General features: G+C 50.9%; 9 protein-coding genes and 1 pseudogene. All 10 read left to right on the top strand.

Annotation, left to right across the window (positions count from 1 at the left end; translation table 11 throughout):
- Positions 1 to 23 precede the first annotated feature (23 nt).
- A complete protein-coding gene (locus E7747_RS00460) occupies positions 24 to 1,847 on the top strand; it encodes a right-handed parallel beta-helix repeat-containing protein (protein ID WP_136413387.1) in 1,824 nt (607 codons plus the stop codon).
- Between the two features lie 96 nt (positions 1,848 to 1,943).
- Positions 1,944 to 4,148 (top strand): alpha-L-rhamnosidase-related protein, encoded by a 2,205-nt coding sequence (locus E7747_RS00455; RefSeq protein WP_136413385.1) that lies wholly within the window; start codon positions 1,944 to 1,946, stop codon positions 4,146 to 4,148.
- On the top strand, positions 4,145 to 6,838 hold the full coding sequence (locus E7747_RS00450) for an alpha-d-galacturonidase (RefSeq protein WP_136413383.1): 2,694 nt from the start codon (positions 4,145 to 4,147) through the stop codon (positions 6,836 to 6,838). Before E7747_RS00455 ends, E7747_RS00450 begins: the two co-directional genes overlap by 4 nt.
- Positions 6,839 to 6,876: 38 nt before the next feature.
- Positions 6,877 to 11,052 carry a beta-d-glucuronidase/beta-L-arabinofuranosidase gene (locus tag E7747_RS00445; RefSeq protein ID WP_136413381.1) on the top strand — a complete coding sequence of 1,392 codons (4,176 nt, stop codon included), beginning with the start codon at positions 6,877 to 6,879 and terminating at the stop codon, positions 11,050 to 11,052.
- 11 nt (positions 11,053 to 11,063) lie between these two features.
- Positions 11,064 to 14,306 (top strand): glycoside hydrolase family 2 TIM barrel-domain containing protein, encoded by a 3,243-nt coding sequence (locus E7747_RS00440; protein ID WP_455550226.1) that lies wholly within the window; start codon positions 11,064 to 11,066, stop codon positions 14,304 to 14,306.
- Positions 14,307 to 14,357: 51 nt separating this feature from the next.
- Positions 14,358 to 17,198, top strand: a complete 2,841-nt coding sequence (locus E7747_RS00435) for a glycoside hydrolase family 2 TIM barrel-domain containing protein (protein WP_136413379.1) — start codon at positions 14,358 to 14,360, stop codon at positions 17,196 to 17,198.
- A gap of 21 nt (positions 17,199 to 17,219) precedes the next feature.
- Positions 17,220 to 20,456, top strand: a complete 3,237-nt coding sequence (locus E7747_RS00430) for a glycosyl hydrolase (RefSeq protein WP_136413377.1) — start codon at positions 17,220 to 17,222, stop codon at positions 20,454 to 20,456.
- Between the two features lie 20 nt (positions 20,457 to 20,476).
- Positions 20,477 to 21,946 carry a sialate O-acetylesterase gene (locus E7747_RS00425; protein WP_123613215.1) on the top strand — a complete coding sequence of 490 codons (1,470 nt, stop codon included), beginning with the start codon at positions 20,477 to 20,479 and terminating at the stop codon, positions 21,944 to 21,946.
- 60 nt (positions 21,947 to 22,006) lie between these two features.
- On the top strand, positions 22,007 to 24,289 hold the full coding sequence (locus E7747_RS00420) for a DUF5703 domain-containing protein (protein ID WP_136413375.1): 2,283 nt from the start codon (positions 22,007 to 22,009) through the stop codon (positions 24,287 to 24,289).
- 15 nt (positions 24,290 to 24,304) lie between these two features.
- Positions 24,305 to 26,934, top strand: a pseudogene (locus tag E7747_RS00415) (glycoside hydrolase family 2 protein).
- The last annotated feature ends 10 nt before the right edge of the window (positions 26,935 to 26,944 follow it).

The raw sequence follows: 26,944 nt of genomic DNA, 5'->3' as shown, positions 1-26,944 counted from the left end.
TTCCAATATTTCGAATCAACATCATGAGAAAAAAAATAATGGCAGTGGGGCTTGTCCTCACTGCATTCTCACTTTCAGCGGCCGATGTCTATGTGTCGCCTAACGGTAACGATGCCAACGACGGAAGCAAAAACTCACCGAAGGCGACTTTGACTTCCGCACTGCGTCAGGCTCGCGAAATGCGCCGGCAGGCAGTCGAAGGAGTGGGGTCTGGAATCTCTATTCATATGGCTTCGGGTGTCTACGATGTATATGAGCCGGTGTTCATCCGTCCTGAGGACAGCGGTACTCCGTCGTCGCCGACTGTAATCACCTCCGAGGGCGGCGCATGGCTGAGCGGTGGTGTTAAGATTGATGGCTGGAAGCGTCAAGGCAAACTGCTTGTGGCCGATGTCCCTCAGTTCAACGGCCGTCCGCTCGATTTCCGTCAGCTCTATGTCAACGGAAAGAAGGCCGTGCGGGCCCGCGATGTCGAGGATTTTGAAAAGATGTATCGTATTCTGAACAACGACCCTGCAAACGAAGTGCTCTGGGTGCCTGCTGAAGCGGTAAAGAAAATTGTAAAGTCGCCATACGCGGAAATGGTGCTTCACGAAATGTGGTGTGTAGCCAATCTGCGTATTAAATCAATTGATATCCAAGGCGACAGCGCCGCTGTGAGATTTCACAATCCTGAAAGCCGGATTCAGTTTGAACATCCGTGGCCACGCCCTATGGTGACTACCGACGGACACAATTCAGCTTTCTACCTCACCAATGCCAAAGAACTGCTTGATGTGCCGGGTGAATGGTATCATGACATCGATACACGTAAACTGTATTATTATCCTCTTCCCGGAGAGACGGTGGCTGAAGCCGTTGTCCCTGCAGTGGAGACGCTTATGAATATCGAAGGAACTCTTGACCGCAGAGTGGAAAATGTCAGAATCGAAAATATCGGTTTTGAATACACCACATGGATGCGTCCGTCGCTTAAAGGGCATGTCCCTCTCCAGGCCGGCATGTATATGACCGACGGCTACAAGATAAATCCTAAAATGGAGCGTCCGCAGAACCATAAACTTGACAATCAGGGATGGCTTGGCCGCCCCGAGGCTGCCGTGACGGTAAAGGGAGCGAATGATGTCGATTTCCTAAAATGCCGTTTCGAACATCTCGGTTCTTCAGGTCTTGACTACGAGTGGGGAACCGAAGGAGGACTGATTGAGGGATGCCTGTTCCGCGACATCGCCGGAAATGGAATCGTTGTCGGCAGTTTCAGCCCTGCTTCCCATGAAACCCATTTGCCATACGATCCGGCTGACGGACGTGAGGTATGTGCCGATCTTACGATTGCTAACAATCTCATAACTGATGTGACCAATGAGGATTGGGGCACTCTCGGCATCTGTGCAGGATATGTCAAAGGAATCAACATCGAGCACAATGAAATCAACGATGTGTCATATAGCGGCATCAATCTCGGCTGGGGATGGACGCGCACCGTCAACTGCATGCGCAACAACCGGGTGCATGCTAATCTTATCCACCACTACGCCAAGCACATGTATGACGTGGCAGGTGTATATACCCTTGGTTCTCAGCCTCACAGCTGGGTAACTGAAAACTGTGTGCGTGACATCTATGTCCCCGGCTATGCACATGATCCAAACCATTGGTTCTATCTTTACACTGACGAGGGCTCGTCGTTCATCAACGTCAAGGATAACTGGACTGAGGGAGAAAAGTATCTCCAGAATGCCAACGGCCCGGGTAATGTATGGGAAAACAACGGCCCGAATGTAGACGAATCAATTCGTCAGAACGCCGGCCTGACAAAAGACTTCCTATATCTGAAATCGCTCTGACGCGAATCCTCCTCACCAACGTTTTAACACTTAAATATCATCCATCATCACACAGGTTGCTATAAACCGTAGCACCTTAAATCACATTAAGCATAAATGAAAAAGAGAGTGTCTACCCTCCTTGCCGCAGCGGCTTTCGGCCTTGCCGCTTCGGCTCAGACATGGATATGGTATCCCGGCGATTACGAGATATGGCTTGGAAACCGAATGAACAACAACCGCACCGAACGAGGGGCGTTCTTTCCTCCGTTCTGGAAGACGGACAGCCATTTTGTTACTGTCGAGTTCAGTAAAGATCTCGATTTGTCCGAAGCCGAGGAGATTGTCATCAAGGCAGAAGGAAAATACAACGTGAAACTTGACGGTAAGCTTCAGTTCGGACAGCCATCGACATTCCTTATTCCGGCCGGAAAGCATAAGCTTAATATAAAGGTGTGGAATCAGTCGACTCCTCCCGCAATCTATGTCAAAGGCAAGACGGTCAACTCTGATCCGACATGGAAGGTCACCAACGAGGACAAGGAGTGGATTGACGAGAGCGGTAAGGCAAGCGACACTTCGGCTACGGTCTATGCCTTGGCCGGATACTGGGACTTCGACGACATGAATAATCCGCCGTCGGCCTACAGTCTCAACCTTGAGCCGAAGAACTATGTCGCAGTGGAGCAGAAAACCGCTGATGGAGGCAGACTTTATGATTTCGGAAAGGAAACTTTCGGTCGTATAGTGCTGAAACAGCCTGTCGGTGACGGTGTGGTGAATATATATTATGGTGAAAGCCCCGAAGAAGCTCTTGACCTCGAACATTGCGAAACGCTTGACAAAATCTTGTTTGACGGCGATAAGGTCACAGACCTTGCAACTAACGCTGTCCGTAAGAACGAGGGCGACTACACGCTTGACAACACCAAGGCGTTCCGCTATGTCTATGTAGCTCCTGAAGCCGGAGTGAACTTTGGAGATGCGGCTATGCTTTATGAGTATGCGCCTGTGGAATATCGCGGCAAGTTCAAATGCAGCGATCCCGAACTGAATAAAATCTGGGATGTCGGTGCCTATACTATGCACCTGACTACACGTGAGTTTTTTATCGACGGTATCAAGCGCGACCGTTGGGTATGGAGCGGTGATGCGGTTCAGAGTTACCTCATGAACTACTATCTCTTCTTCGACAGCCCTACGGTGAAGCGCACGACCCGTCTGCTGCGTGGAAAAGACCCAGTTACCGCTCACATCAACACCATCATGGACTATACGCTCTATTGGTTCAACGGTATCTATGACTACTATCTCTATACCGGTGACAAGGAGTTTGTCAAGGAAATCTATCCCAAGATGCAGAGTCTCATGGATTATGTTCTCGGCCGTACCAACAAGGACGGAATGCTTGAGGGCATGACTGGCGACTGGGTATTTGTCGATTGGGCTGATTTTCCTATGAGCAAACAGGGCGCACTTTCATTCGAGCAGGTGTTGTTCTGTAAGAGCCTTGAAACGATGAAACTCTGTGCGGATATTGTCGGTGACTCGGCTGATGCAGTGAAATATGGCCGTCTTGCAAAGGAGCTACGTGACAAACTTCTCCCGACATTCTGGGATGAGGAGCGTCAGGCACTTGTCCATAATGTCGAGAATGGTAAGAAGAGCGAACAGGTCAATAAATTCGCCAACATGTTTGCCATAAACTACGGCTACTTTAACGAGCCGACTACAAAATCGGTGATGGAAAACGTGATGCTCAATCCTGAAGTTCCGGCAATCACCACTCCTTATATGCGTTTCTATGAACTTGAATCGCTCTGTGACCAAGGACTTCAGAAACAGGTGCTCAAGGAAATGAAGGATTATTGGGGAGGAATGCTCCGCGAGGGTGCGACTTCTTTCTGGGAAAAATATAATCCATCTGATTCGGGAACACAGCATCTTGCCATGTACGGACGTCCGTTCGGCAAGAGCCTCTGTCACGCATGGGGTGCAAGTCCGATTTATCTCATAGGCAAATACTATCTCGGTGTCAAGCCGCTCGAACCCGGCTACAAGGAATTTTCAATCACACCGGATCTTGGCGGACTGAAATGGATGGAGGGTACAGTTCCGACTCCTAACGGAGAAATCACTCTCTATGTCAACGACAAGGAAATCAAGGTGAAGGCTACCGAAGGGAAGGGATATATCAACATCAAGTCGAAATCGCAGCCTAAGTCTGATTACGGCACAGTCGAGAAGACGGGCGATAAAAGCTATCGTCTCTATATAGATACAGATAAGGAAATCACAATTAAATATAAGGAAATAGGATGAAGAGATTGCTGAGACATGTATTTGTGGCATTGGTAGCCACTATGGTCTGGAGTTGCGCCGGTCGCGAAAATATAGCCCTGCAATATCCCGATGATGCCTCAAACCGTGTTAAGTTTGCTGCCGAACATCTGACAGGAGTGCTTGAAGGCAAGGGCTACCGTGTCATTGATGTCAGTGAAGCGGCTGAAGGTGACAAAATAATCCGTCTGTCGGAGGCTACTGACAGTGTAGGACCGAAAGAGGGATTCACAATCAGCTCGGCAGACAATATTATTGATGTCAAGGGAAATGACGGGTCAGGCGTGATCTACGGTTGCCGTGAACTCGCCGACCGTCTGGAAATGGACGGCAATCTTGACAATCTGCCTGCTGAATTCACGGATGCCCCCGAAATGGTGCTTCGCGGTGCTTGTGTCGGTGTGCAGAAACCTTACCTGCTTCCCGGGCGCAGTGTCTACGAATATCCCTATACTCCGGAGAATTTTCCGTGGTTCTATGACAAGGAGCTGTGGGTAAAGTATCTTGACATGCTGGTGGCCAACCGCATGAACTCACTATATCTATGGAACGGTCACCCGTTTGCCTCTCTTGTAAAGCTTGAGGACTATCCGTTTGCTGTAGAGGTCGATGACGAGACGTTTAAGAAAAATGAAGAGATGTTCTCATTTCTGACAGCTGAAGCCGACAAGCGCGGTATATTCGTGATTCAGATGTTCTACAACATTTTGCTTTCAAAGCCTTTCGCCGAACACTACGGCATGAAGACTCAGGACCGCAACCGTCCCATCACTCCTCTCGTGAGCGACTATACGCGCAAGAGCGTGGCCGCTTTTATTGAAAAATATCCCAATGTCGGTCTGCTCGTGTGTCTTGGCGAGGCTATGGATACCTACGAGGATGATGTTGAATGGTTTACAAAGACTATTATTCCCGGAGTCAAGGACGGTCTTGCCAAACTCGGCCGTGATGACGAGCCGCCGGTACTTCTCCGTGCCCACGACACAGACTGCAAGGCCGTTATGGATGCTGCGCTTCCGCTCTATAAGAATCTCTACACCATGCACAAGTATAACGGAGAGTCGCTCACCACATACGAGCCTCGCGGACCGTGGACAGAAATCCATCGCGGCCTTAGCTCACTCGGAAGTGTGCATATCAGCAATGTCCATATTCTTGCCAATCTTGAACCGTGGCGCTGGAGTTCGCCCGATTTCACTCAGAAAGCCGTGACTGCCATGCACGATGTACATGGAGCGAACGCACTCCATCTCTATCCTCAGGCATCTTACTGGGACTGGCCTTATTCGGCCGACAGCATAGCAGGAGGCGAGCGTCAGCTTCAGCTCGTGCGCGACAGTACGTGGTATGAAGGCTGGGGACGCTATGCTTGGAACTGCCGTCGTGACCGTGAAGATGAAATCAAGTATTGGAATCACCGTTTTGCCCGCACTTACGGTCTCAGTGACGACAAGGGCGGGGCAATCCGCACTGCATTCGAGGAGTCGGGTGAAATCGCACCAAAACTGCTTCGCCGTTTCGGCATCACGGAGGGTAACCGCCAGACACTTCTGCTCGGAATGTTTATGAGCCAGCTTGTCAATCCTTACAAATACACCATCTATCCCGGTTTCTATGAAAGCTGTGGACCGGAAGGCGAGAAACTGATTGAATTTGTAGAGCGTGAGCACAAGGGTGAGGCTCATGTCGGTGAACTTCCTCTTGACATCACTGCGGAATGTGTCGAACATGGCGACAAGGCTGTCGCTGCCATCGAAACAGTGGGCAAGGTCAAGTCGAACAGCGCCGAATTCGAGCGTCTTGTCAACGATATGAACTGCTACCGCACCTTCGCATACTTCTTTGACCGTAAGGTAAAGGCTGCGCAGCAGGTTCTGAACTATCAGTGGACAAAGGATTTGAAGTATCTTGATGAGGCTGTGCCTCTGCTTGAGGAAAGTCTCGAACACTACAAAAAACTGGTAGGTCTGACAGAAGGAACTTATCTGTATGCCAACAGTATGCAGACGACCATGCGCCGTATTCCTATTGCCGGAGACGATGGAAAGAACAAGACTTGGGGCGAGCTGCTTGTCCACTATCAGGCTGAGCTTGAGAATTTCAAGAATAACATAGCCATGCTTAAAGACAAGGCCGCCGGCAAGATTTCAACAGAAGATGTTGCCATAAAATCACTGAATAATGCTGCTGTCAAGTTTAAGGGTCAGTGGAACCGCACACGCCTCGATGAAGGTGCGGTGCTGCTCGCAAACATGCCTGAAGCAAAGATTGTCGGGCTTGCTCCTGAGCTAAAGGGTCTGACAGCCTTCACCGTCAACGGAGACGTGCAGCGCAAGGAAGGAACTACTATTGATTTCGAGTGTGCAGAGCCGGTGAAACTTCTCGTTGCATATTTCAAGGATGACCAGAAAAAGTATGCCAAGGCTCCAAAACTTGAAACCGACGCAACTGCAAACGAATATGGTCAGGCAGAACCTGTGCTTACCAATGCCATCCATCTCGACAAGATGCCTTTGGCCAATGTGCATGCCTATAATTTCGAGGCCGGCAGCCATTCGCTGAATCTTCCGAAGGGCTATGCGCTTGTTCTCGGTATGACATCCGACAAAATCAGTCCGAGAAATGTCGCTCTCGCAGGCGCTGACGAGGCTATGGACTGGCTGTTCTATTAACATTAATAATACGGATAATTGAAACTCAATCCCCATACATGAAACGACTGTTTTTAATAATCACCGCAGCCATCGCTTGCTGGTCGGGCATAAGCGCTCAGCGCCATGTCAGTCAGGAGCGTATGGCCGACGTGTATCGCGAGGCACGCACTCCATATAAGTACGGACTTGTCGTAGCTCCGACCGACAATAATCATAAAATCGACTGTCCGACAGTGTTCCGCGAAGGAGAGAAGTGGTACATGACGTATGTTGTTTACAACGGACGTAGCGGACAGGACGGTCGTGGATATGAAACATGGATTGCCGAGAGCGATAATTTGCTCGAATGGAAGACACTCGGACGCATTCTGGCCTATTCAGACACAGGCTGGGACCGCAATCAGCGTGGTGGCTTCCCCGGTCTGATAGACATGGAGTGGGGTGGCAGCTACAATATCAACCGTTACAAAGGAAAATGCTGGATGACCTACATCGGAGGCGAGGGGACGGGCTATGAAGCCGTCAATGCTCCGCTTGCTGTAGGTCTGGCATGGACCAAGGGAAGTCCGGCCACTGCTCATGAATGGAATACGCTCGACCGTCCGATTCTATCGATAAACGATAAGGACGTGCAGTGGTGGGAAGCTCTTACTGAATATAAAAGCACGGTCTATGAAGATCCGCACAAGACACTCGGTTCGCGTTTCATCATGTATTACAATGCCGGAGGTGTCAATCCCGAAACCGGCATGAAGGGTGAGCGTATCGGAATAGCTTTGTCTGACAACATGACAAAATGGCGTCGTTATGCCGGGAATCCTGTGTTCACACACGAGGCGCAAGGCACAATCACAGGCGACGCACAGATTGTCAAGATGGGCGACGTCTATGTGATGTTCTATTTCTCCGCTTTCAACCCGTCGCGTCCCTATAAGGCTTTCAATACTTTCGCATGCAGCTATGATCTTGTTACATGGGATGACTGGGAAGGGGATGATCTGATTTATCCGACCAAGCAGTTCGACGAACTGTTTGCCCACAAGAGCTACCTTGTGAAGCATGACGGAGTGGTGTATCATTTCTATTGTGCTGTCAACAATGCGGATCAGCGTGGCATCGCAGTGGCTACAAGCAAACCGATGGGTCGCTCGGCAGTCCGTTTCCCCGAACGTCCGGCCACCGGCCGTCGCGGTCACATCAGTCTCAACAAGGGCTGGACAACATGGCTCAACGATGACAAGGATTCTGCAAAGACAGTCGATGTGCCCCACAACTGGGATGATTACTATGGCTATCGCCAGCTGACCCACGGCAATCTCCACGGCAATGCAGGTTATGTCAAGGTGTTCGACATGGCCGGGCGTGTCGACGGCAAGCGCTACTTCATCAACTTTGAGGGAGTGGGGACTTATGCCGGTATAAAACTCAACGGTCATGATTTCGGCCGCCATCCTTCGGGACGCACATCGCTTACGTTTGATGTGACCGACTATCTGAATTTTGACGGCAAGAACACACTCGAAGTCATAGCGGAGCATCCCGAGATGATTGCCGACATGCCTTGGGTATGTGGCGGTTGCTCGTCTGAGTGGGGTTTCAGCGAGGGCTCGCAGCCTCTCGGCATTTTCCGACCCGTAGAGGTTGAGATTACCGACGAAGTGCGTGTCGAACCTTTCGGTGTCCACATCTGGAACAATGCCGCGTGTGACTCGGTGTTTATCGAGACCGAATTGAAAAACTATGGCTCGAAGTCGGCCGAATTTGATTTCATAAGCAAATTCAGCAATGCTGATGGCCGTCAGATATTCCGTCTTACCGACAAAATGACACTTGCCCCGGGTGAAAGCAAAGTCGTGAAACAGGCTTCAGCCATTGAGAATCCGAGTCTTTGGAGTCCCGACAGCCCGTATCTCTATAAACTCGCCACAATGGTCAAGCGCAACGGCAAGACAACCGAAGAGGTGACCACTCCCTACGGTATCCTCAGTTTCTCGTGGCCTGTCAAGCGAAATGACGGCGACGGGCGCTTCTTTATCAACGGCAAGCCTGTATTTATCAACGGAGTCTGTGAATATGAGCACCAGTTTGGCGCTTCGCATGCCTTCTCCGACGAACAGATTGAGGCGCGTGTCAAGCAGATCAAGAATGCCGGCTTCAACTCTGTGCGCGATGCACATCAGCCTCACAATCTTCGCTATCAGGAGTATTGGGACAAGGAAGGCATACTCTTCTGGCCTCAGTTCTCAGCACATATATGGTATGACACCCCGGAATTCCGTGAGAATTTCAAAAAGTTGCTTCGCCAATGGGTCAAGGAACGCAGAAACTCACCTTCGGTAGTGATGTGGGGGCTGCAGAATGAAAGCACTCTTCCGCGCGATTTCGCACAGGAGTGTGCCGACATTATACGCGAAATGGATCCGATGGCACGCGACATGCGTGTGATTACCACCTGCAACGGCGGTGAGGGTACGGACTGGAATGTGATTCAGAATTGGAGCGGTACGTATGGCGGCGATGTCTTCAAGTATAACGAGGAACTTGCGCGTCCGAACCAGCTTCTCAATGGCGAGTATGGTGCATGGCGTACTCTTGGCTTCCACACCGAACCGGGTGCGTTTGAGCCTAACGGTCCGTGGAGCGAGGAGCGTATGACACAGCTTATGGAGACTAAAATCCGTCTGGCCGAACAGGCGCGCGACAGTGTCAGCGGTCACTATCAGTGGATTTTCAGCAGTCATGACAATCCCGGTCGCCGTCAGCCGGACGAAGCATACAGGAAGATTGACAAGGTTGGTCCGTTTAACTACAAGGGACTCGTCAGCCCGTGGGAAGAACCGTCCGACGTATATTATATGTATAAGGCAAACTATGTGGATGCGGCGACTGATCCGTTTGTCTACATTGCGTCACATACTTGGCCCGACCGTTTCAAATCGCCCCGCAAGGCGACTATCGATGTCTACAGCAACTGTGATTCAGTCCTGTTGTATAACGATGCGCTCGACGCTAATTATCTCGGGGCTCGCTCAAAGGGTGGCATCGGCACTCATCACCGTTGGGAAAATGTAGATGTGCGTTGCAACGTGCTCCGCGCAGTAGGTTATCACAATGGTGAAAAAGTGGCTGAGGATGTGATTGTACTTGATAATCTTGAGGTCGCTCCCGGTTTCGCGTCGCTCCGTTCGCCCGGTTCGACAGCATTGAAAGGTGCGGAAGGATATAATTATGTATATCGCATCAACTGCGGCGGAGACGGGTATACTGACGAATTCGGTCAGAACTGGCTTGCCGACGATACGACTTATTCACGTTCGTGGGCGCAGGATTTCAAGGGCTTGTCTCCCTATCTTGCAAGCCAGCGTGTCACCTACGACCACATTGCCGGAACAAACGACTGGGAGCTTTTGCAAAGCTTCCGTTTCGGCCGCCACAAACTATCGTACAAACTGCCGTTGCCTGACGGCCACTATCGAGTGGAACTCTATTTCATCGAACCTTGGCACGGGACAGGCGGTGGAGAAGGCACTGACTGCGAGGGCCTCCGTATCTTCGACGTTGCTGTCAATGACTCAACCGTGATTGACGATCTCGACATCTGGGCCGAGGCCGGTCATGACAGGCTGCTGAAAAAGGTGGTTGACTGCAATGTGAAAGGCGGAAAACTGACAATCGATTTCCCGGAGGTCAAGGCAGGTCAGGCTGTCTTGTCGGCTATTGCAGTTGCGACGCTTGACCAGACAGTCAACGTCCCGGTCACTCTTCAGGCTTCAGACTGGAGCTGGAAGGCTGCCGACAAGGATGTGATTGAGAAAATGCCGGCCGAGATGCTTCCAAAAGATGAAAATGCCCGTGCTGCTGTGACATACGAGGCCGAGGATGCAAAGTGTGAAGGCAAATATCAGGTCAAGGAATTTAAGAAGCAGAACGGTGTGTTCTTCTCGGGCAAAGGCAGCATTGAATGGACTATCTCGACAGGTCTCGCGCAGGTCTATGCGCTTCGATTCAAGTTCATGAACACCAACAAGCAGCCTGTGGCCGTCAACCTCAAGCTTATTGCTCCCAACGGTGCTGTGCTGAAGGATGACACCATAAATCTTCCCGATACACCGGAAAAATGGCGTATGCTGAGCACCACTACCGGCGGATATATCAATGCCGGAACATATAAAGTGATAGTTTCCGCCCCTAATCTCAGCGGAGTGGCTTTCGATTCATTGGAAATACAGTAAGACAAAAAAGAATGCAGATAAAACTGACAGGCGCTCTCCTTCTGATGGCATCGGCCACAGCAATGGCCGACACCCGTCCGGCTCATGACTGGGAGAACCACCACATATTGCAGATCAACCGCGAACCTGCCCGTGCGGCGTTCATTCCCTACGGCGACACCAAGGGAGACAGAGCCATGACGCTTAATGGCGAATGGCGTTTCCATTGGTCGCCTACGCCTGAGGGCAGGGTAGACGGTTTTGAAAAGACCGGCTTCGACGACTCGTCGTGGAAGCAGCTTGCTGTCCCCGCCGTCTGGGAGGTCAACGGTTATGGTACGCCTATATATGCCTCCGCCGGATATACGTTCAAAATCAATCCTCCTTTCGTGACGGACACTCCTAAGGAGAACTATACGGCATATGTCGAACGCAATCCTACAGGTCAATACCGCCGCACGTTTGAAGTTCCGGCAACATGGCTGAAAGACGGGCAGACGTTCCTGCGCTTCGACGGCGCGATGAGCGCGTTCTATGTTTGGATCAACGGTAAGCGCGTCGGTTATTCGCAGGGAAGCATGGAACCGTCGGAATTCAATGTGACTCCCTATCTTCATGCCGGAAATAACGAAATCGCAGTCGAAGTCTATAAGTATAGTGACGGTTCATATCTCGAAGATCAGGATTTCTGGCGTTTTGCCGGAATACATCGCGATGTGACGCTTTTCCATACACCCGATGTAAGATTGCGGGATTTTGCAGTGCGCACACTTCCCGACGAGCATTACCGTAACTTTGTCTTTCAGCTCGACCCGCAATTTTCGGTCTACGACGGTGAGCGCGGGACTGACTATAAGCTTCATGTAAAGCTCGGTCAAAAGAATCTTGCCCCGGTTGTCGACACTACAGTTGTCATCAATGAAATCCTTGACCTTGACCACAAGGCTTCGGTGATGAACGAATGGTATCCGCAACGCGGCCCGCGCAAGATGGGACGAATCTCAAGTCTTGTACGTCTTCCGAATCTCTGGACTGCTGAAACCCCGGTGCTTTATAATCTCGAACTCGAATTATGCGACGCTGACGGGAAGGTCATTGAGCGTGCTGACTGCAAGGTCGGCTTCCGGAGCGTTGAGGTCAAGGACGGGCAAGTGCTGGTCAACGGTAGGCCGATTCGTTTCCGTGGTGTGAACCGCCACGAGCACGATCCGAAGACCGCCCGCGTTATGACCGACGAACTTATGATAAAGGATATCAAGCTCATGAAGCAGGCCAATGTGAATGCCGTGCGTACGAGCCACTATCCGAATACTCCACGATGGTATGAACTTTGCGACTCGCTCGGACTCTACGTCATGGATGAGGCCGACATAGAAGAACACGGATTGCGAGGGACTCTCGCCAGCACTCCCGACTGGCATGCGGCTTTCCTTGACAGGGCTGTAAGAATGGCCGAGCGCGACAAGAACCATCCTTCAGTCGTGTTCTGGAGCATGGGCAACGAAAGCGGTTACGGGCCTAATTTCGCTGCTATCTCGGCGTGGCTTCATGATTTTGATCCCACACGTCCGGTTCACTACGAGGGCGCTCAGGGTGTAGATGGAAATCCAGATCCTGCCACAGTCGATATTATCAGCCGATTTTATCCGCGCGTGATGGATGAGTATCTCAACCCCGGTATAAAAGAGGGCGACGATAAAGAGCGAGCCGAAAATGCACGATGGGAACGTCTGCTGTCAATCGCGCAGCGCACAAACGACAATCGTCCTGTGCTTACGAGCGAATATGCTCATGCTATGGGTAATGCTATGGGCAATTTCGGAGAATATTGGGATGAAATCTACAGTAATCCGCGTATGGCCGGTGGATTCATCTGGGATTGGGTTAACCAAGGAATCAGCCGTGTCCGTCCTGACGGGAAGACAGAAATGTCATACGGCGGTGATTTCGGCGACAAGCCAAATCTGAAAGCTTTCTGCATGAACGGTGTGGTGTTTGCCGACCGTTCGCTCAATCCGAAATATTATGAGGTCAAGACAGTCTACAGCCCCGTTGCTGTCAGACTCAAATCATACGACGCTGCAACAGGCGATGCTGTAATTGAATTCATAAACCGCAACCACCATGTCGACCTTTCGGGCTATGAATGCACGTGGACACCTGTTGTCGACGGGGTGGCCGGTAAACCAATGGCTCTCACTCTTCCCTCGCTCGCACCGGGCAAGAGCGGTGATGTGACAGTCAATCTGAAAAAACTTAAAGTGGCCGACAATGCCGATTTGCGTCTCAATGTCTGTGTCACACTTCGTCATGACACAGACTGGGCTTCTGCCGGCCATGAAATTGTCAGCCGTCAGCTTGCGCTTCATGAAAATCTCCTTGGAAGCGGCAATGTTCAACCGAAATCAGGAAAGGGTCTTGACGTAACCGAGTCCGCAGGAATGTTCGAAGTCGCAGGCAAAAAATTCTCGGCTGAATGGGACCGCAGCTCAGGAAATCTCGTGGCTCTCACGTATAATGGTAAGAAAATAATTGAAGATTCCTATTTCCAAGCCTTCCGTGCCCCGACCGACAACGACAAGAGTTTCGGCAATTGGCTGGCAAAGGACTGGACAAAGAACAAGATTGATTCACCGAGCGTGAAATGTGTGTCTTTTGACAGTCGTGAGGCGAATGGAACAGTAATCGTTACTTCAACTCAGAAATACTCTTACGCCGATGGTTCGATAGATGTCAAGAGCGACTATACGGTATATCCTGACGGGACAATAGATCTCGCCCAGACATATACGCCGGAAGGGAATCTGCCGGAACTTCCTCGTCTTGGAAGTGTGTTTGTTGCCGATAAGACATTCGATAATGTCGAATGGTATGGCTATGGCCCGACAGAAAATTATCCCGACCGTCTTGAAGCCTCTTCGATAGGCAGATGGAAGGGTAAGGTCGGCGACCAATATGTCCACTATCCGCGTCCGCAGGATTCAGGAAATCTGGAATCGGTAGCTGAAATTTCGATAACCGACAAGGCCGGACGAGGTCTTAGGGTCAATTCCATAGGTTCGACAATTTCAGCATCGGCACTTCCTTACTCTGTCAGTGACATCTATGCGGTTTCTCACGATTGCGATTTGACAAATAGCGGTAAAACCTATCTAAATCTTGATGCAGCCGTGATGGGGCTTGGCAACAGCAGTTGCGGCCCGGGTGTGTTGAAGAAATATGCCATTCCTCATGGAGCACATACACTGAAAGTACGTTTTACTCCGTTGAATTGACATAATATACAATCCGAAACACAGTCTAATGAAAATAAATCTAACGATACAATGAAAAAATCTGTAGTAACTATCTGCTCATTGTTTGCAGGTATGACGCTGATGGGACAGTCTGTCAACACCGAGCGTCAGTACCTTTCAGGAACTGGTGCAGACGATATGGTCGAATGGGACTTCATGTGTACCGACGGTAACAATTCAGGCAAATGGTCTAAAATCGGAGTGCCGTCGTGCTGGGAATTGCAGGGATTCGGCACATATCAGTATGGAATGAAATTTTACGGCAAAGCTTTCCCCGAAGGGGTTGCCGACGAAAAAGGTATTTATAAATATGAATTCGAACTTCCGGAGTCGTGGCGCGGCAAGCAGATTGAACTCGTGTTTGAAGCGGCAATGACCGACACCTATGTGCTTATCAACGGACGTAAGGCCGGCTCGAAGCATCAAGGCGGTTTCTATCGTTTCATCTATGACGTGAGCGACCGTGTGTTCTTCGGCCCGAAGAAGAAAAACCGCATTGAGGTGACGGTCGAAAAAGAGAGCGAGAATGCTGGTGTCAATCTTGCCGAACGTCGTGCCGACTACTGGAATTTCGGTGGAATCTGGCGTCCTGTTTTCATGCAGGCGCGTCCGGCTCTCAATCTCAAGCATATAGCCATTGACGCTAAGGCCGATGGAAAATTTACGGCTGACTGCACTTTGAGCATGCCTGTCGAGGGTGGAAAAATAACAACTGTCATTACCGATAGAAATGGAAAGAAGGTAGGAGAGTCGGTGACAGCGCTGCGTCCCGGTGCGGGCGACACTCAGGTTGAGGTAAAGGTCGATACCCCCAAGACTTGGAGCGCGGAAACCCCTGAACTTTATAAGGCTGAATTTACACTTGCCGACGCTTCAGGCAAAGTATTGCACAAGGAAAACAAGAAATTCGGCTTCCGTACAATCGAGGTCCGTGAAAGCGACGGTCTTTATATCAACGGTAAGAAAATCAACATCCGTGGTGTCAACCGTCACAGCTTCCGTCCTGAAAGCGGCCGTACTCTCAGCCGACAGATGAATCTGGAAGATGTGAAGCTTATCAAGTCTATGAATATGAACGCCGTCCGTCTGTCACACTATCCTGCAGACCCTGAGTTCTATGAAATCTGTGACTCGCTCGGCCTTTATGTGATGGATGAGCTTACAGGCTGGCACGGCAAGCATGAGACCATCAACGGTCAGAAGCTTGTCAAGGAGATGGTGGAACGCGATGTCAACCATCCTTCAATCATCTGGTGGAGTAACGGCAACGAAAAGGGCTGGAACGACGAACTCAACGGTGAATTCCACAAATATGACCCGCAGAAGCGCCCGGTGCTTCATCCGCAGGGCAATTTCGGCGGATTCGAGACCATGCACTACCGTTCGTATGGTGAAAGCCAGAACTACATGCGTCTTCCCGAAATCTTCATGCCTACCGAATTTCTCCACGGCCTCTATGACGGCGGTCACGGTGCAGGTCTCTATGACTATTGGGAAATGATGCGCAATTATCCGCGCTGTGCCGGTGGTTTCCTCTGGGTTCTGGCCGACGAGGGAGTCAAGCGAGTGGACATGGACGGCTTTATCGACAACTGCGGAAACTATGGTGCGGACGGCATCGTCGGTCCTCACCACGAGAAGGAGGGTAGCTACTGGACAGTCAAGGAGGTCTGGAACCCTATCCAGATAATGAACGATACGTTTACTCCCGATTTTGACGGAGTGCTCAACGTTGAGAACCGCTATGACTTCACCAACCTCAGGGATTGTTCGCTCACATGGCGTCAGCTTGCCATGCCTGCTGCCGGAACAAAGGGCGATGCGCGGGTTGTAGCTGAAGGCAAGGTTGCATTCCCGGATATACCTGCCCGTAGCAACGGATCGGTAAAAATTCCCGCTCTTAAACCTGAAACTGATGCGCTCGAACTTACTGTAACCGATAACAATGGCGAAGACCTCTTCACATGGTCTCACCCGGTGGAGGGTAAGGCAAAGGCCGCTCAGACGGTTAAATCAGGTGTCGCTCCTTCTTGGAACGAGACAGCCGATGAGCTAATAGTCAGCGCCAATGGTCGTACATATCATTTCAGCAAGAAGAATGGCCGACTCATGGGGGTCGATGTCAACGGACGTCGCATCGAACTGACCGACGGTCCACGTGTGATCGTGGCAAAACGTTCTGACCGCTCGATGGACGGTTTCTACAATCATGACGATAAGGAAGCCGAGAAGAAGAAAACCCAATATACAGAATTTGATGACGCCGGCCAGTTCACCGGCATTAAGGCCGAGAAGATTGGCAATGATGTTGTCGTGACCGCCGACTATAAACTCGGAAACTTCGACAACGCCAAGTGGACGATCGCTCCCGACGGCAGCGCGGCACTTGACTTCGCCTATAATTTCAACGGTGTCATTGACCTTATGGGTGTAAAGTTTGACTTTCCTGAAAATAAGGTCATCAGCAAGCGTTGGGTAGGCGACGGTCCTTATCGCGTATGGCAAAACCGTCTCCACGGTCCGCAGTATGGTGTATGGGAGAATGACTATAACGACCCCATCCCTGCCGAAAGTTTCACATATCCGGAATTCAAGGGTTATTTTGCAAATGTCGATTGGATGGACATCAAGACTCAGGATGGAACTATCAGCATCGTCAACGAGACTCCTGAAAGCTATGTCGGTGTCTATGAACCACGTGACGGACGTGACCACATCCTCTATGAACTTCCAAAGACAGGCATCGCAATCATGGAGGTGATTCCTCCCGTCCGCAACAAGGTCAACACGACTGACCTTATCGGCCCGTCATCTCAGCCCAAATGGGTCGCCGGACAGCGCACCGGCCGCATCCTTCTTAATTTCGAATAGTCGCAGCTAAAATATAGACAGATGAAATTACGCAGCATATTATTATCTGTAACCGCAATGCTCGCTCTCAATGTGTCGGCCGGTCCGACACTTGAGCGGGCTTTTGCCAATCCTCCTTTCGAGGCCAATCCGTGGTGTTTCTGGTACTGGATGTATGGTGCGGTTACAGAGGAAGGCATAAAGGCTGACCTTGAGGCCATGAAACAGGTCGGGCTGGGTGGAACGTATCTCATGCCTATCAAATCGGTAGAGGCCGGTGCGCAGTATGAAGGAAAAGCCCCTCAGCTTTCGCCCGAATGGTGGCGTCTGGTCGGGCGCAGCATGGAGATTGCCGACAGTCTCGGACTGAAGCTCGGCATGCACATCTGCGACGGTTTTGCACTTGCCGGCGGTCCGTGGATCAGTCCGGCTGAGTCAATGCAGAAAGTCGTGACTGCCGATACTATTATTAAAGGTGGGAAAGTCGAAAATCTCATACTTCCGATACCTGAAAATTATAAAGGATATTATGAGGATATAGCGATTCTTGCGATGCCGGTCAAAGGCCGAAAGATTGCTGAAAGACCTAAAATCACAGTCGGGAATGTCGATGCTTCTGTCCCTGAAGGCAAGGGTGTCAACATTGACGACAAGGGAGTGATACGTTCGTCGGTGCCATGCTGGATACAATATGAGTATTCAGAGTCGGTTGATGTCGATAATGTGGAAATAATTCTTTCCGGCAACAATTATCAGGCTCACCGTCTGAAAATATACGCGAGCAACGACGGGAAATATTTTCAGGAAGTAAAGCAGTTGCAGCCTGCACGTCAGGGCTGGCAGAATACGGATGCCCAGAGCACGCATGCGATTCCTCCGACAAAAGCGAAGTATTTCCGTTTTGACTGGACTCCGGCCGGAAGTGAACCCGGAAGCGAGGACATGGATGCTGCAAAATGGAAACCCAATCTGAAGATAAAGGACATAGTGCTCAGCGGAGAGCCAAAACTCAACCAATGGGAAGGAAAGGCAGGGCTTGTTTGGCGTGTAGCTCCCGAGACCACCTCGACAGAGATTCCTGCAGAGCTGTGTGTTAAAAAGGAGGAGATTATCGACCTGACTTCACAACTGCGCAACGGCTCTCTGTCGGCCTCACTGCCTGAAGGAGAATGGAGAATTATGCGTATAGGCCACACCGCCACCGGCCACACCAATGCCACCGGCGGAGCAGGGCTGGGGCTTGAAGCCGATAAATTCAGCCGTGCGGCTGTCGCCAAGCAGTTTGACAACTGGTTTGGCAAGGCATTTGAAAAGGTCAATCCTGAAATCGCCCGGAAGGTGTTGAAATACATGCACGTCGACAGCTGGGAATGCGGAAGCCAGAACTGGAGCGATAATTTCGCTGACGAATTCAAGCGTCGTCGCGGCTACGATATCATGCCTTATCTGCCTTTGTTTGCCGGTGTGCCTGTCGACAACGTTGAGACTTCCGAGAAAGTGCTCCGTGATGTTCGCACTACCATTGCCGAACTTGTGGTTGATGTGTTCTACGAAGTTCTTGCCGGGAAAGCCAAGGAATACGACTGTCTTTTTTCTGCCGAGTGTGTGTCGCCTACGATGGTGAGCGACGGTATGCTCCATTATCAGGCTGTAGACTTTCCTATGGGTGAATTCTGGCTTAACAGTCCTACCCACGACAAGCCGAACGATATGATCGACGCTATTCACGGAGGTCATGTGTATGGCAAGAATATCATTCAGGCCGAAGGTTTCACCGAGTTGCGCGGGACATGGGATGAGACTCCAGCCACTCTTAAAACTCTGCTTGACAGGAATTATGCACTCGGAATCAATAGAATTTTCTATCACGTCAACACACATAATCCTTATCTTGACAAGAAGCCGGGCATGACCCTCGATGGTATCGGTCTCTTTTTCCAGCGTGACAACACATGGTTTGCCGACGGAGGAAAGGGGCTTACAGACTATATGCGCCGTGCGCAGGCTCTTTTACAATATGGAACGCCGGTGACTGACATAGCCGTGTTTACGGGTGAGGAGATTCCGCGCCGAGCCGTGTTGCCCGACCGTCTTGTGCCGTCGCTACCGGGAATTTTTGGCGCTGAACGTGTCGAATCAGAGCGTGTGCGTCTGGCCAACGTGGGACAACCGCTGCGTACCAAGCCTGTAGGCGTGTCGCATTCGGCAAATATGGCCGATCCTGAAAAATGGGTTAACCCGATGCGTGGCTACAACTATGATTCAATGAACAAGGATGCGCTTCTGCGTCTTGCGAAGGCTGAAAACGGATGTCTGACTCTCCCGGGTGGCGCGTCTTACCGTGTGCTGGTGCTCCCGATGGCACATCCGCTTATGCCGGACACTACGCTCAGTCCTGAGGTGAGAGCAAAAGTCGACGAGCTTGTCAAGGCGGGTGTCGTCGTTCCGCAGCTGCCTTATGTGAATGATGATTTCTCGGCTTACGGACTTGAACGTGACGTAAAAGTGCCGGAAAATGTTGCGTGGACTCACCGTCGTCATGATGGTGACAACGTAGATCTCTATTTCATTTCGAATCAGGAGGAACAGCCTCGTGAATTTACTGCCTCATTCCGTGTGTCGGGCCGTGTCCCCGAGCTATGGAATCCTATGACCGGCCGTATTGACAGAAATCTTGACTGGACTAGCGACAATGGCCGCACTGATGTAAAAATGAATCTTGACGGAGCGGAATCCGCCTTCATTGTGTTCCGCGAGCCGACACAGACTACTTCCGGGAAAGCTCCGGCAGTCAGAAAGACTGACTGGATGCTCGACGGTTCAAAATGGACTGTCGAGTTCAAAACCACAGGGCGTAAGATTGAGAACACGGAATTATTTGACTGGACTTCAGCGTCGGATGATGACATCCGATATTATTCTGGCACAGCTGTCTATTTAACCACATTTAAAGCCCCGAAATTTTCCAAGGGTGACCGTGTGGTGCTTAATCTTGACGGTCTCCGCGATGTCGCTACAGTCAAGGTCAACGGTAAGGAATGTGGCATAGTCTGGACTGCGCCATATACCGTAGATATCACCGATGCAGTTAAGAAAGGCCGTAATACTCTGACCATCGATGTTACCAACACATGGGCAAACGCACTCCTTGGTGCGGATAACGGCAAAGCTCCTTTCGATGGTATTTGGACAAACGGTAAGTATCGTCGGCCTGACACGACGCTGATTCCTGCCGGTCTGATCGGTCCTGTCTCGGTGAGTGTGATTTCAGAAAAATAAAACAAATAGATATTTCACAGATGAAAAATAATAATCGTTCCTTGTATAAAGGTTTAAGCCTCGCTGCTTTTCTGACCTTTGGTTTGATGGCAGAGGCAGAGGTCAAGATGCCTGCGTTTTTTGGCGACAACATGGTGATGCAGCAGAATACGGATGCAAATATGTGGGGCACTGCCAAAGCTTCGTCAACCGTAACTGTCACACCCGGATGGACATCGGAAGTCTACAAGACAAAAGCCGGAAAAGATGGAAAATGGAAAATCTCTATCCCGACCCCTGCGGCCGGAGGGCCTTACACTGTCACTGTCAGCGACGGCACTCCACTGACGCTCAACAATGTGATGCTTGGCGAAGTGTGGCTCTGTTCAGGACAGAGCAACATGGAGATGCCGATGAAAGGATATAAGAACCAGCCGGTAGAGGGTGCGAACATGGCCACACTGAAAAGCCGTAACCCTAATATCCGTCTTTTTACCGTCAAGCGTAATTCATCCACTGTCCCTGTCGACGATGTGACCGGCTCATGGTCTGAGGCTTCGCCCGAAAGCGTGAGAAACTTCAGTGCCACCGCCTACTTTTTCGGACGTGAGATTGAAGAGCTTCTCGATGTCCCTGTCGGACTTGTAGTTGTGTCGTGGGGTGGTTCGGCCTGCGAGGCATGGATGAACGACGAGATGCTTCAGGCTTTCCCCGAAGCTGCTGCCAAGATACCTGCTGTCAACGGCGAGATTCCATCCAAGAACCGAACTCCGAGTGTGCTTTTCAAAGGCATGCTCAATCCGCTTATCGGCATGGCGATGCGTGGTGTCATCTGGTATCAGGGCGAGGACAACTGGAACCGTGCCCATTCCTACACCGACATGCTTTCGACCATGATCAAGGGTTGGCGCAACCTTTGGGGACAGGGCGAATTTCCGTTCTACTATTGCCAGATAGCCCCGTATGATTATGCAATTATCACCGAATCGGGAAAAGAGATTATCAACTCCGCCTATCTTCGCGAGGCACAGGCTCGTGTGGAGCATATCGTACCGAACACAGGTATGGCAGTGCTGATGGATGCCGGCTGGCCTGAGGGAATCCATCCTCCGAAAAAACAGATACCCGGCGAACGCCTCGCGCTTCTTGCTCTCAACAAGACATACGGCATAAAGGGCATAGGTGCTGAAAGCCCCGTCTACAAATCGATGGAGGTGAAAGGCGATACCGTGATTGTAAGTTTTGACCGTGCTCCCGAATGGATTGCCGGAAAGCAGAGCTTCGAGTCGAAACAGTTTAAGCTTGCGGGCGAGGACCGTGTGTTCTATCCTGCAAAGGCTTGGATATCGCGTAGCAAGGTCATGGTGAAGAGTGACAAGGTTCCTCATCCTGTCGCTGTGCGCTATGCGTTTGAGAATGCTTCGGAAGGAGACTTGTTCAGCACCGACGGACTCCCTGTCTCCTCATTCCGTTCCGATGACTGGCCTGATGAGAGACCGATTAAAGAATAGCGCATGGTCTTTCTATCCGGTTTATCAGCCTTAACAACAGCCTTTAAAAATAACTTAATTATGAAAAGACGAGTGCTACTGCCTGTCATTTTGGCCTCAGCCATAACGATGACTGCCAATGTCCCTACCGATTATGTGTGGAACAGCATGAGTCACGACTCATCGGCTTCTATGCCGGTGGGTGGTGGCGACATCGGAATGAATGTGTGGACCGAGGACGGAGATGTGCTTTTTTATATAAGCCGTAGCGGCGCATACGACGAAAATAATACTCTTTTGAAGCAGGGGCGTCTGCGCCTTCACATTCCCGGCGACAAGTCTTCGCCTTTTTCACAGCGTCTTAAGCTTAATGAGGGATACTGTGAACTATTGGTGAACGGCTCGAAGGTTGAGGTATGGGCTGATGTGTTCCGGCCTGTGATCCATGTTGAGGTTGAGAGCCCCAAGGCTATCTCGCCTGAGCTTAGCTATGAGAGTTGGCGATATGCCGACCGTCCTTTCAAGAAAGGGGAGGGACGGCAGAACTCATGGAAATGGTCATCACCCAAGAATCTGGTGACGACACGCGATTCGATTATGGCCGATGGAAACAAGGTGACATTTTTCCATCGGAATCCACAGTCGACGGTTTTTGATGTGACAGTAGCGCGCGAAGGGCTTGATTCGGTGAAACACAAGCTGTGGAATCCGCTTGCCAATCTGATTTCAGGTGGCCGTCTTCATGGTGATAATCTGCGTTTCAAAGGCACTTCAGACGGTGAATATGACGGTACGGATTTCCGCGCATGGAATTTCGAAAGTGTAAGACCGTCAAAAAAACACCACTATACAATAGCCCTCCATAACCGTCAGACCACTGAAGCCGCTGAATGGCAGAATGGTCTTGACAGTCTTGAGCGCACAGTCAGCCTCAGCCGAGACCGTAAAGCCTCCCGCGACTGGTGGCGTGATTACTGGAAGCGTAGCTACATCGCCTCGCCGACTGATGCAGACAGCGTAGTCAGCCGGATGGCGCGCAACTATACGCTTTTCCGCTATATGTTAGGGTGTAATGCCTACGGAAAAGAACCGACAAAGTTCAACGGTGGCCTTTTCACCTTTGATCCCCACCATGTCAAGTCGACCGAGGCTTTTACCCCTGACTACCGTAACTGGGGAGGTGGCACAATGACTGCGCAGAATCAGCGTCTGGTCTACTGGCCGATGCTTAAAAGCGGTGATTTTGACATGATGAAGCCTCAGTTTGATTTCTATAACCGCATGTTATCAAATGCAGAATTGAGGTCGCGCGTCTATTGGAATCACGACGGGGCATGCTTCGCCGAGCAAATCGAGCTGTTCGGTCTGCCTAACATGATGGAATATGGCACTAAACGTCCTGCGTATGCCGATCCCGGCGTTGAATACAACGCATGGCTTGAATATGAATGGGACACGGTGCTTGAATTCTGCCAGATGATGCTTGAAAGCGCCCGTTATCACGGGACAGACATTTCTGCCTACCGGCCCCTCATCGAAAGTTCGCTCACTTTTTTTGATGAGCATTACCGTTATCTTGCCTCGCGCCGTGGCAGCAAGAGTCTTGATGGCGATGGGAAACTGATTCTTTTTCCCGGTTCGGGTTGCGAGACATACAAAATGACCAACAATGCCGCCTCGACTGTGGCAGCACTCCGTCGTGTCACCGGCGACTATGTCAATTACATGAAGACTCAGGGCGACACGGCTGTGTCAAAATGGAATGATCTCCTTTCCCGTATTCCTGAAATTCCTCACCGTTATCTCGACGGACGTATGATGATTGCTCCGGCTAAGACGTGGGAGCGCATCAACAATGTGGAGACACCGCAGCTATATCCCGTGTGGCCTTGGCGCTTCTACGGTGCGACTGTCGGCGACACTGCTATGCTCGATATTGCCAGAAATACATATCTGTATGATCCGGATGCACTGCGATTCCGTTCCACTACGGGCTGGAAGCAGGATAACATCTGGGCTGCATGTCTCGGGCTGACAGACGAGGCGTTTGAACTCAACTCGCAGAAGTGGGCCGACGGTTCTCACCGCTTCCCGGCTTTCCTCGGACCGGGTTACGACTGGACTCCCGACCACAACTGGGGCGGCAGTGCCATGATCGGCTTTCAAGAAATGCTGATGCAGACAGATGGCGATAAGATTTATCTTTTCCCTGCGTGGCCGCTCGGCCGTGATATAAGCTTCAAGCTCCATGCCCCGGCAAATACGACGGTCGAGGCAGAGCTGAAGGAAGGGAAGCTGACAAAGCTTGTCGTGACTCCGGCCACACGAGCATCCGACATCGTGTTGCCAACCGAACTGAAATAAAAATTGACTATTAACATGAAAATACTTGCAACTATCCTATCATTCCTGCTCCTTCCGACAGTGGCTATCGCTACTGAGAACACGGGAAAAGTGACTCCGCAGGAAATCTCTGTCGCCGGATTTTTCCCAATCGAGGATTCCGGCCGACAGGTCTATGACTTTAACAATGGCTGGCGTTATCATCTCGGCGACGTGACCGATGGCCAGGCCGTAGGACTTGACGATTCCAAGTGGGAAGTCGTGTCTACGCCCCACACAGTAGAACTTCTTCCGGCCGAAGGAAGCGGATGTCGCAACTATCAGGGTGTGGCGTGGTATCGCAAACATTTCGTGATGCCTTCCGACACAAAAGGTAAGGATGTCTCGCTCCATTTTGAGGCCGTGATGGGCAAACAGAAATTTTTTGTCAACGGCAAGGAAGTCAAGGCGAATTTCGGTGGTTATCTTCCATAACCATTTCACTTTCAGAAGCCGGTGTGCAGCCAGGCGACAGCTGTGTCGTAGCAGTCATGGCAGATAACAGCGATGACAAGAGTTTCCCTCCCGGCAAGCCACAGCATTCACTCGACTTTGCCTATCATGGAGGCATCTACCGTGATGTGTGGATGATTGTCAAATCACCTGTAGCCATCACTGATGCCGTCGAGGCCAACCGCGTGGCCGGCGGCGGTGTATTTGTGCATTTCGACAAGGTTTCCGACAAGAGTGCCGAAGTCATGGTCAATACCGATGTTGCCAACAATGGCGACAAGTCGCGCAAGGTCTATGTCGAGACTTCGCTGATTGACCCTGAAGGTAAGCTCATACAGAAAAGCAGTGCTTCGGCCATCACACTCAAGCCCGGCCAGACAAAAACTGTGATGCAGACTTTCCATGTGAAAAATCCGCAGCTGTGGAGCCCTGACAGCCCGACGCTCTATCGCATAGAGTCGCGTGTAAAGGACGGTAAAGAAACTGTCGACGGTGGTGCGACACGTGTAGGCATACGCTATTTCGAGTTTGACGGCGACAAAGGATTCATACTCAATGGCAAGCCTTTCGGTCAGCTTGTCGGCGCAAACCGTCATCAGGATTTCGCCTATGTCGGCAATGCAGTCCCTAATTCGCAGCAGTGGCGCGATGCAAAGCGTCTGCGTGATGCAGGATGCCGTATCATCCGTGTGGCTCACTATCCTCAAGACCCTTCGTTTATGGATGCTTGCGACGAACTTGGAATGTTTGTGATTGTCGCTACTCCCGGCTGGCAGTTCTGGAACAAAGATCCGAAGTTTGCCGAAAAAGTCCATCAGAACACCCGTGAGATTATCCGTCGCGACCGCAATCATCCTTCAGTGCTTATGTGGGAACCGATTCTTAACGAGACCCGCTATCCTGAGAATTTTTCACTTGAGGCCCTTCAGATTACAAAGGATGAATATCCTTATCCGGGCCGACCGATTGCCGCAGCCGACATGCACTCGGCAGGGGTGAAGGAAAACTATGATCTTGTCTACGGATGGCCCGGCGACGATGAGAAGGCAGATGCTCCGCGTCAGAATATCTTTACCCGCGAATTTGGTGAGAATGTCGACGACTGGTATGCGCATAACAACGACAACCGTGCATCGCGCAGCTGGGGTGAACGCCCGATGAAGGTACAGGCTCTTTCGCTTGCCAAGACTTACGACGGGCTCTACCGCACTACGGGTAAGTTTATTGGCGGTGCACAATGGCATCCTTTTGACCATCAGCGCGGTTATCATCCCGATCCATACTGGGGCGGTATCTACGACGCGTTCCGTCAGCCCAAGTATGCCTACCACATGTTCCGCAGCCAGACAGCCCACGACCTTAATCATCCTACAGCCGAGTCAGGCCCGATGGTCTATATCATGCACGAAATGACACAGTTCTCCGATCCTGATGTTGTCGTGTTCAGTAACTGTGATTCAGTCCGTCTTTCAATTTATGACGGTGCCAAGTCATGGACACTTCCGGTGGTTCATCGCGAAGGAGGCATGCCGTCCGCTCCTGTTGTCTTTGAAAATGTGTGGGATTTCTGGGAAGCCCGCAACTATAGCTATACCAACAAGAACTGGCAGGCTGTCAATATGGTTGCCGAGGGTATTGTCGACGGTAAGGTAGTCGCTACTGAAAAGAAGATGCCATCGCGTCGTTCGACCAAACTTCGTCTTTATGCTGATTGGGATGGCAAGCCCCTTGTTGCCGACGGTTCTGATTTCATCGTTGTTGTTGCCGAGGTAACCGACGATAACGGCAATGTGCGCCGTCTTGCCAAGGAAAACATCGTGTTTGAGGTCGAGGGTGAAGGTGAGATAATCGGCGATGCCTCTATCCATGCCAATCCCCGTCCCGTTGAATGGGGATCAGCTCCTGTGCTTATCCGTTCGACCCGTACTCCCGGCAAAATCAAGATAAAGGCCCGTGTTGAAGCTCCCGGTACTCATGCTCCAACACCTGCTGAGATTGAAATAGAGAGCGTTCCTTCCACAATCCCGGCGCTCTATAGCGATCAGCGCAAAATCGGTTCGTCTGCAAAGCGTCAGAATGCCGATGTGAATGCTCCGTCGCTGTCGGAAGAAGAGAAGCGCAAAATCCTTGAGGAAGTCGACCTCCAGCAGCAGGAATTCGGTATTCAGAAATAAAAATCTTATA

Source organism: Duncaniella dubosii, from assembly GCF_004803915.1.
GTDB classification, from domain to species: Bacteria; Bacteroidota; Bacteroidia; order Bacteroidales; family Muribaculaceae; genus Duncaniella; species Duncaniella dubosii.
Note: the sequence above shows the minus strand (reverse complement) of the source record. Positions and strands in the feature narration are given on the sequence as shown.

What these genes read in the sequence shown, in the direction of transcription:
- E7747_RS00460 (WP_136413387.1), top strand. Translation starts at nt 24, where the DNA reads ATGAGAAAAAAAATAATGGCAGTGGGGCTTGTCCTCACTGCATTCTCA.
- E7747_RS00455 (WP_136413385.1), top strand. Translation starts at nt 1,944, where the DNA reads ATGAAAAAGAGAGTGTCTACCCTCCTTGCCGCAGCGGCTTTCGGCCTT.
- E7747_RS00450 (WP_136413383.1), top strand. Translation starts at nt 4,145, where the DNA reads ATGAAGAGATTGCTGAGACATGTATTTGTGGCATTGGTAGCCACTATG.
- E7747_RS00445 (WP_136413381.1), top strand. Translation starts at nt 6,877, where the DNA reads ATGAAACGACTGTTTTTAATAATCACCGCAGCCATCGCTTGCTGGTCG.
- E7747_RS00440 (WP_455550226.1), top strand. Translation starts at nt 11,064, where the DNA reads ATGCAGATAAAACTGACAGGCGCTCTCCTTCTGATGGCATCGGCCACA.
- E7747_RS00435 (WP_136413379.1), top strand. Translation starts at nt 14,358, where the DNA reads ATGAAAAAATCTGTAGTAACTATCTGCTCATTGTTTGCAGGTATGACG.
- E7747_RS00430 (WP_136413377.1), top strand. Translation starts at nt 17,220, where the DNA reads ATGAAATTACGCAGCATATTATTATCTGTAACCGCAATGCTCGCTCTC.
- E7747_RS00425 (WP_123613215.1), top strand. Translation starts at nt 20,477, where the DNA reads ATGAAAAATAATAATCGTTCCTTGTATAAAGGTTTAAGCCTCGCTGCT.
- E7747_RS00420 (WP_136413375.1), top strand. Translation starts at nt 22,007, where the DNA reads ATGAAAAGACGAGTGCTACTGCCTGTCATTTTGGCCTCAGCCATAACG.